The sequence below is a fragment of the Cohnella sp. SGD-V74 genome (assembly GCF_003001675.1).
Taxonomy (GTDB): Bacteria; Bacillota; Bacilli; order Paenibacillales; family Paenibacillaceae; genus Cohnella.
This window is the reverse complement of sequence record NZ_PVYW01000043.1, coordinates 1-8,025: the sequence shown is the minus strand read 5'-3', so window position 1 is coordinate 8,025 and position 8,025 is coordinate 1. Positions and strand designations below refer to the sequence as shown.

5 protein-coding genes are annotated in these 8,025 nt (G+C 56.6%); all 5 read right to left on the bottom strand.

Annotated features, from left to right (window positions below; translation table 11 throughout):
* Positions 1 to 379: 379 nt before the first annotated feature.
* On the bottom strand, positions 380 to 1,234 hold the full coding sequence (locus tag B0G52_RS34965; RefSeq protein WP_094051073.1) for a DMT family transporter: 855 nt from the start codon (positions 1,232 to 1,234) through the stop codon (positions 380 to 382).
* Positions 1,235 to 1,668: 434 nt separating this feature from the next.
* Entirely contained in the window at positions 1,669 to 2,298 is a 630-nt protein-coding gene (locus tag B0G52_RS34960) for a helix-turn-helix domain-containing protein (RefSeq protein ID WP_158223998.1), read from the bottom strand.
* Positions 2,299 to 2,497: 199 nt separating this feature from the next.
* Positions 2,498 to 3,238 carry a Bax inhibitor-1/YccA family protein gene (locus B0G52_RS34955; protein WP_094051071.1) on the bottom strand — a complete coding sequence of 247 codons (741 nt, stop codon included), beginning with the start codon at positions 3,236 to 3,238 and terminating at the stop codon, positions 2,498 to 2,500.
* A gap of 103 nt (positions 3,239 to 3,341) precedes the next feature.
* A complete protein-coding gene (locus B0G52_RS34950) occupies positions 3,342 to 6,014 on the bottom strand; it encodes a YhgE/Pip domain-containing protein (RefSeq protein WP_094051070.1) in 2,673 nt (890 codons plus the stop codon).
* Positions 6,015 to 6,102: 88 nt separating this feature from the next.
* Positions 6,103 to 7,293, bottom strand: a complete 1,191-nt coding sequence (locus B0G52_RS34945) for an MFS transporter (protein ID WP_094051069.1) — start codon at positions 7,291 to 7,293, stop codon at positions 6,103 to 6,105.
* Positions 7,294 to 8,025: the final 732 nt, after the last annotated feature.

Here is an 8,025-nt window from a genome sequence, read left to right as displayed (position 1 = left end):
AACTATTTATCGCGAAAGAATGCTGTCACAAGCAGCATAGCAACGGGATTTCTGCATGAGGGTGTTTTCAAACTGCACTTTTCTTGACAACTCCATTATGCCGTCGCTCTATTGTCCGCTAGCCTTGCCCACATCGGCCATTTAGCGTTACGCCGTAACGTTAGGCCATTACCGCCATCACGACGGCCGCCCAACGGCAGTTGTTCCCGCGCGTGCCAGGTTCCCGCCCACCCAACCTCGTGCACAGAGATGGCGGTATCGCGAAGCGATGTTCCCGGCTATATGTGTTGCTCCCTCTCTGGGGCTTAATCTGACAACATTGACTGACGAACCCCCACATAGGCAAAGAGAGCGCCGAAGCTTCGACGCTCTCTTCTCTTTAATGCCCCGTAATCGCAATCATCATAATCCCCGTCACGACGGCTGCCGAAGCGACAAGCCGGCGGGCTCCCTGCGACTCTTTCAGCACAAGCAGCCCCAGCAGCGTCCCGAATACGATTCCGACTTCCCGCAGCGGAGCCACCGTGGAAACGTCGGCCGTTCTCGCCGCGAACAGGAACAACAGATAGGAACCCGGGGACAGAATCGCCCCCAGCCAGAGAATGTTCCGATGACGGCGGACAACCGCCTTCAGCCTGCCCGGCTTCAATACGGACGAAGTCAATCCCAGCAAAAACCCGATGTTCGTCACTTCAAGCAAGGCAAGCGGGGACATATACCCCAGATTCACCTTGTCGACCAGCGTATACGTCGTAATGCACAAGCCGACTCCCAGAGCCAGCAGAATCGGCCGAACGGAGGCCGCTCCCTCCCCTGCCTCCTGCCGCCGCCCGACCATGACGACAAATCCGATCAGCATGCAGCCAATTCCGATCCACCCCCACATCGGCAGCGATTCTCCAAGCAGCAGCACCCCCGCCGCGGGCGTAAGCAGTGTCGGCATCCCGCGCATGATCGGGTAGACTTGCGACAGATCCCCCGCCTTGTACGTTTGCGCCAGCAGAAAAGCATAGATGCTCTGCATCAGCAGCGACACGCCCATGAACAGCCATTCGCGCGGCGAAAACTGGTTTCCGGACAGCTCGTTGATCAGCACGGGCAGCAGCACGATCGTCGAAGGAGCGTAGATCGCCCACAGAAACACCGGTTTGTCCGTGCTTTGCTTGGCGAACATATTCCACACAGCATGCGCAAGTCCGGAGCATAGGACGAGAACGATGGAGACTGCAACCATGATGCATAACCCCGCCTTCAACACTTTTGTTAACGCTATGTTAACATACAAACGCAATTAAAAACAATATAAAACAAGTAAATACAAGTTAGTAAACGATATAAACTTCTTGGGTCGATTGCGCGGCATACTAAAAGAGCCTGTCCCATAAGTAGAGAGAGACGTACCGGACAATTATCGACGGGTGAATTTTAATGGGCATCTATCTCCTTCCGCTGCTATACGATCCTGAAATGGGAACGGTAAACCCGTTAAGAGGTGATTTCAGGACCGTATGAGGCAGTCTCCAGGAGATAGATGCCCTTCTTTTTCATCGATAATCTTGTACGACTCTACTTATGGGACAGCCCCTTTTCCACTTTTTTATATTTTACGATTTCCATATGAGTATAAATGGTTTCCATACCTCAAAATTCGTCCCATAGAGATCAGCGTTATTTCGCTTCATTGATTTCCCTCAACTCATCGAGAAGCGCAAGCCAGATCGAGGCATCTCGTTCCTCTGGGGCGGTACGCTCCGCTTTTGCTCCCAACGTCATCTCGTACGTACCGCCATGCTTCTTCATCAATCGCGAGATTTCATCCAGTACAGTATCTCGGTGGTTGCCTGCGGCCCCTTCTCCCGATTGTTGCTCTTGCTGTTGCCGCTCGTACATTGCCACGACTTCCTGGAGCCGAAGCACCTCTCCGGTACGCATCACGAAAGATAATGACTCCGGAATACGATTGTGACGATTCTTACCCTCCCGCTTGTAGCCGAGAAATCTGCCCTCATCAATCCATTTGTTGATAGCTTGAACGGATACGCCGAAAATTCTGGCGAGTTCACCGGTCGAGTATGCTCGCACTGGTTGTGCTTGATCAACGGTTTCTGCGATGAAACGAATCAGTTCAGGAAGATCCTTTCGGTATTCAACTCGCTTTCGCGGGTTAGTTACTAGAATATAATCATGCAGCATATTGCTGAAGGCTCGGTAAAATTCGGGGTCCGCTTGTTTGATCGCACGCTCCAGCACTTGTTCACTCTTCTCTATGACCCATTCACGTTCCTGTTTTGTAGACATGAACATCACCTCGTACCCCCATTTCACAGAAGTTAAACTAAAACTCCAACATAACTTAAATCAAAACTTAAACCCTTCTATGCAACATTATCCCCAGAAATGATTCAAGTATGATCCTTCGATACGATCAGCTCGTTTAACCGCAAAAAAAGCCGCTCCGCAAAAAATGCGGAAGCAGCTCTTCTTCGTGCAATATGCCTTAGTCCCGGCTGGCGATTTTGGCCAACAGGCGAAGCATCTCGATGTACAGCCAGACGAGCGTCACCATCAGGCCGAACGCTCCGTACCATTCCATATATTTCGGTGCGCCTTGTTGCGAGCCGTTCTCGATGAAATCGAAGTCGAGCACGAGGTTAAGCGACGCCACGACGACGATGACGAGGGAAATGCCGATGCCAATCAAGCTGTTGTCGTGCAGATACGGAATCGTGATTCCGAAGAAGCCGAGCACGAAGCTGGCCAGATACAGCAGCATGATGCCTGCAGTCGCCGCGAACACGCCGAGCTTGAAGTTCTCGGTCGCCTTGATGATCCGCGCTTTGTACGCGAGCAGCAGAGCGACGAAGATGCACATCGTCAGCAAGGAAGCCTGCAAAGTAATGCCGTTGTACAGCGACTCGTAGTTGGCGGACAACGCCCCGAGGAAAACACCTTCAAGCGCCGCGTAGACCGGCACCAGATAAGGCGCGGACGTTGCCTTGAAGCTGATGATCAGCGCGACCGCCAAACCGCCGATCGCTCCTCCGATCATGTACGGAACCACGTTCTGTCCGTTGAAGAACATCGACCACGTCACGAAAGCGGCGCCGAGCAGAATCGCCAGCGTAATGAACGATTTGTTCACCGTGCCGTCGATCGTCATTCGGTCCGTTCCGCCGTAATGTCCCGTTTTCTCGAACGCTTTATCGCTTAAAGTCGGATTCCCGCTGCGTCCAATCATTTCAAACCCACCTCATCCGTAAGATTATTCCAATTATAGCACTTGTCCCCGTTCGGCTTCCATAGCAAAAGCACTTGAGCCGTCAGCCTCTCTCCAGCACGCCCTAGGCGATAATCTTCGTCTTCTTCGCGTTCTCCGTCGACCTGCGGATGATTCCGCTAAGCGGGCGCTTGAGCGCAAGCGCCAGAATCAGGCTCAGCGCGATGAAGACGACAAGCGTGAGAATATCTTTCAGCGCCGTCTCCCACAGAATACCGCCGACCGCCTCCCTCAGCAGGCTGATCGCATAAGTGAACGGCATGAACGGGTTCAACGCCTGGAAGAACGGAGAAGTCGTGCTGATCGGGAACGTGCCCCCCGAGCTGGAGAATTGGAACACCATGAACACGATTGCGATGCCTTTGCCCACATTGCCAAACACGGACAGCAGCGTATACGTGATCGTGACGAACACGAGGCTCACCAGCATGGCGAACAACACGAACTCGGGCGGGTCGGCCACATAAGCGTCCAGAATGAAAATGTCCCCCAGCGTAATGAACAGCGCCTGGCAAAGTCCGATCGTCGCGAAAGTCCCCAAACGTCCCATAAAAAGCTGGTACGGCTTGTAGCCCTCCCGATTGTCCGGCTCCGTCTTGAGCAAGGAGATGAGCAGCGTCGCGCCGACCCACAGAGACAGCACGCAGTAGAAAGGAGACATCGCCGAGCCGTAGTTCGGAATCGGATATTTACGGTTCTCCTTGATCAGCACGGGGTTAGCCAGAAACTCGCTCTCTTTCCGAATGTCGCCCTTCAGCAGCTTAGCCAGCTCCGCAAAATGATTGTCCTCCTCCACCTCGCGCAGCTTGTCCGCCGCCGTGCGCACCGCGCGTTCCAGCTCCGGCAAGTCGTCCCTGACCAGCCCGGCCACCCGGTGTACGCCGGACTCGATCTCCGGAAGCTTGACGCGAACGAAGTCGGCCAGCTTGGACAGCTCCCGCTCCGCTTCGGGCAGATCGCTGCGCACGAACGCGGCGGCTTGATCGAGCTTTCTTCCGATAGCCGGAAGCTCGTCTCGCACGAACGGAGCCGCGAGGTTAACGGCCTGCTCGAATGCCTCCGCCTTCTGACCGAAGGCTTGCGCCAGCTCGTGCACCTTCTCCCGAATCAGCGGCAGATCCCCTTGAAGCTTATTCAGCTCCCCTTGCCCGAAGCTCAGCCCCGCTTGCGCGTCCGCCAGAATCGCTTCGATGTCCGGAAGCTTTGCCTGCGCGTCGCGCAGCAACTCGGCGGACGTCCCCATAGCTTCCGTCAGCTTGCCGAGCCCTTGCGCGATCGCCGGAACGATCTCGCTGTCGTAGCGGGCCAGCACGACGCCCAGCGCCCCGCTCGTTTCCTTGGACAGCGCGTTCAGCCGCTCTACGAGCTCCTTCGCCGGAGCTTTGCCGTTCTCCAGCCCGGACGCGACCGCGCCCAGAACTTCCGTCTGCCGGTTCATCCGCTCCGCCGCGGACCGAACGCGCTGCGCCGCATCGCTCAGAGGCTGCCCCGGCAAGTAGCCGTCGATCCGCTCCAGCAGCTCCGCCGTCCGCCCGAGCGCTCCGGACGCCGCGGCCAACCGCTCTCGGACCGCGCGCACCTCTTCCGCGGTCGGCAGCTTCTCGGGATCGACGGCGAGCAGCCGACCCGTCAGCAAAGCCACGGAATCGGCGGCTTGCTGAGCCAGCATCAGATTCTGCTTCACGAGCGGAGCAACCGTTTCGAACGCCCCGGCGTTCGCAGCCAGAAACCCGTTAAGCGCGTCCGCGAAGGCGACGCCCTTGTCGGCAATCTCCGCCACCTGCGGCAGCGCTCCCTGCGCCGCAGCGACAATGTCCATCGCCTGAGCGGCTTTGTCCGAAGCGAGCGCGATCGCTTCCGCGATCCGGTCGAAGTTGCCGTCCAGCTCCGCCACCCGGTCCGCCGCTTGCCGGATCAGCGGCAGCTTCTCCTGGATGGCCAGCACCTCCGAGGCTAACGCTTCGACTTTCGGCCAGTTGCTCTGAAGCTTGAGCAGATGATCCGCGGCTTGTTCGATCTCCGGCAATCGGGCTTCGACTTCCGTTATGATCTGCGCTTTATCCCTTATTTCCGGGAGTTTCCCTTCCAGCTCCAGCACTTTCTGCCCGGCTGCCCGAATATCCGGAAGCTTGCTCTCCAGATCGAAGATGCCTCCCTCGACTTTGCGAATCGTCGGCAATTGCTCTTCGACCTGGACGCCGACCTCCTGAAGCTTCGTCAGCAGAGCCTCGCTGACCGCTTCCGCGAAGCTTCCGTTGATCTGCTCGGCGATCGCGGACACGCCCGAAGACGTAATCTTGGGCGCGACCGCATTGATTTTCTCGTTAACGGTATAGACGACCTCGGGCCTGTCGAGCCGGCCTTCGGCGATACCCGTAATCCGTTCGGAGAAGTCGGCAGGCACGAGAATGCTCGCGTAATACGTTCCCTTATCCACCCCGCGCTCGGCTTCCTCGCGGTCGACGAACGTCCAACCCAGCTTCGGGTTGCTCCGCAAATTGTCGACCAGCCCTTCTCCGACGTTGATGCTTCTGTCCAGCACGGTCGCTCCCCGGTCCTCGTTCGTGACCGCGACCTTCACGCCGGAAGTGTTCGCGTACGGGTCCCAGACCGACTTGATATTCACCCAGCTATACAGGCAAGGAAGCAGGACGATCGCCACAATCAGCAAAATCCCCGTAGGCACCTTGAAAATATTCAGCCAATCCGTCGTGTAAATTTTCCATATGGCACGCATAGACTTGTCTCCCACCGTTTGCATTCTCATGATGTTCTGACTTATCGTACCATATTTTGCTTCTTTATAAACCGATCGACGCAGATCGTTACCCGAAAGCCTCCCGCTCGATCAGATTCCTGGAGGAGAAGGCAAAAAAGAGCAGGAACGCCCCGCACATCGCCGCAATAAACCCGAACCCGCCGAAAATATCGTATTGCGAGGAGTAGTAACCGAATCCCAGCCCGGACAGCATCAGCACGGCGTTTTCCCCCAACGATTGAAAAGATCCCATCGTCGCCCGCATGTCGGAACCGATCCTGTGCTGCAAATACCCCGACGCGATCGGCTCGATCATTCCCGCGAACAGGCTGACGAGAAACAGCGCCGCCAATCCGCCGTAATCCCTGGACCAAGCCAGCCAAGCGAAGCTGACCGTCATCGCGCCCAGAATCGTCAACAGCATCGGCCGCGTGCCGAACCGCTCCAGAAGCTTGTAAGCGAACAGGCTGCCTGGGAGCCGGAGCAGGAAAATCGCCGCCGAGAAGACGCCGAACAGAACGACCGGAATGCCCAGCCTGTCGAGGTGCGTCTGCCAGAACTCGTCGACGTAATTGACCGCCGCTCCCATCGTCATGCCCGACAACAGCACGAGAGCGACCCCCGGGTTGGACCGGAAAAAGCGCAGAGAGGTCGTCACGTACTCCCCAATCGGAATCGGACGTTCCCGCTTCCGGCTTTCTTGAACGGGTTCGGCCAAAGCGGCCGTCAAGAACAAGGACACGGCCATCGCGCCGAGGGACAGCCAATAGTTGAACTCGAAGCCGAAATGCCCCGCCAACAGGCTGCCGCTTAACGCTGCCAAGATCGTCGCGGCAATGTCCAGCGCGTTTAAGCGGCCCAGGATTTTCTCGAACTCCCGCTCCTTGCGCTCAGCAAGCAGCGTGTCATACAGCAGCGCCGTCTCCGCTCCGCTGGCCGCCGCGTTGCCGATCGCAGCCAGAAACACGACAAGCGCGAAATGCCAAAACTCCGTTGCGAAAACAAGAATCAGAAACTCCAGGCAGCCCATCAGCGCGGTGACGACGATCAGGCGCTTGCGTCCCCATTTGTCGGCGATAATACCCGTCGGCAGCTCGGACAAGACGATGGTCGCGGCGAAAATCATCTCCGCATAGACGACCATCTGGATCGTCATGCCTCTTTGTTCCCAATACAGTCTCTCGATGACGTATGCGGGAATCAAATGTTGAAAAAAGCGAATGGCATACAGTAACCGTACGTTTCCTGCGCGCAGCATGGCCGCATCCCTCCTGTTATTCGGTTCGAGTCTATACAAGCTCTCGCCGAATGGAGGGGCGCGCGCGGCGCATCCGGTTAACGATTAACAGGGAGGTCTGGCGTAAACCATAGGATCACTCCTTATCCGCTCTATGGATGTCATGTGTTTCCATTATACCTGTCGTCGTTCGGCTTCCCAAGCCGTTAGCGGCAATCTTCGAAATGCGCGTAGAATTCCTAGTAGAGCATTCCAGAAGTAAAATGCGATTGCGCTCGAAGCCGATGCAATCTCTTACTCTCCAACCCGACACAGCGTGGCTGCAGCTACTCTGACGTCTCTTTCGCTGCTCCAACCCGACTCAACGCGGTTGCAGCTACTCTGACGCCCCATTCGATACTCCAACCCGACTCAGCGCGGTTGCAGCTACTTCTGACGCCCCATTCGATGCTCCAACCCGACTCAGCGCGGTTGCAGCTACTCTGACGTCTCTTTCGATGCTCCAACCCGACTCAACGCGGTTGCAGCTACTCTGACGCCCCATTCGATACTCCAACCCGACTCAGCGCGGTTGCAGCTACTCTGACGCCCCATTCGATACTCCAACCCGACTCAGCGCGGTTGCAGCTACTCTGACGTCCCATTCGATACTCCAACCGTAAGCGTCAAACCCTACCCACCTTCGTTCTTTGCAGCAACCATGAGATAATCCTCCTCAGAATCAATTCGGGGGAGGATATTTTATGGCCAGAG

Excerpts from the sequence above, each read along its gene's own strand:
- B0G52_RS34945 (WP_094051069.1), bottom strand. The coding sequence starts at position 7,293 with ATGCTGCGCGCAGGAAACGTACGGTTACTGTATGCCATTCGCTTTTTT.
- B0G52_RS34965 (WP_094051073.1), bottom strand. The coding sequence starts at position 1,234 with ATGGTTGCAGTCTCCATCGTTCTCGTCCTATGCTCCGGACTTGCGCAT.
- B0G52_RS34960 (WP_158223998.1), bottom strand. The coding sequence starts at position 2,298 with ATGTCTACAAAACAGGAACGTGAATGGGTCATAGAGAAGAGTGAACAA.
- B0G52_RS34955 (WP_094051071.1), bottom strand. The coding sequence starts at position 3,238 with ATGATTGGACGCAGCGGGAATCCGACTTTAAGCGATAAAGCGTTCGAG.
- B0G52_RS34950 (WP_094051070.1), bottom strand. The coding sequence starts at position 6,014 with ATGCGTGCCATATGGAAAATTTACACGACGGATTGGCTGAATATTTTC.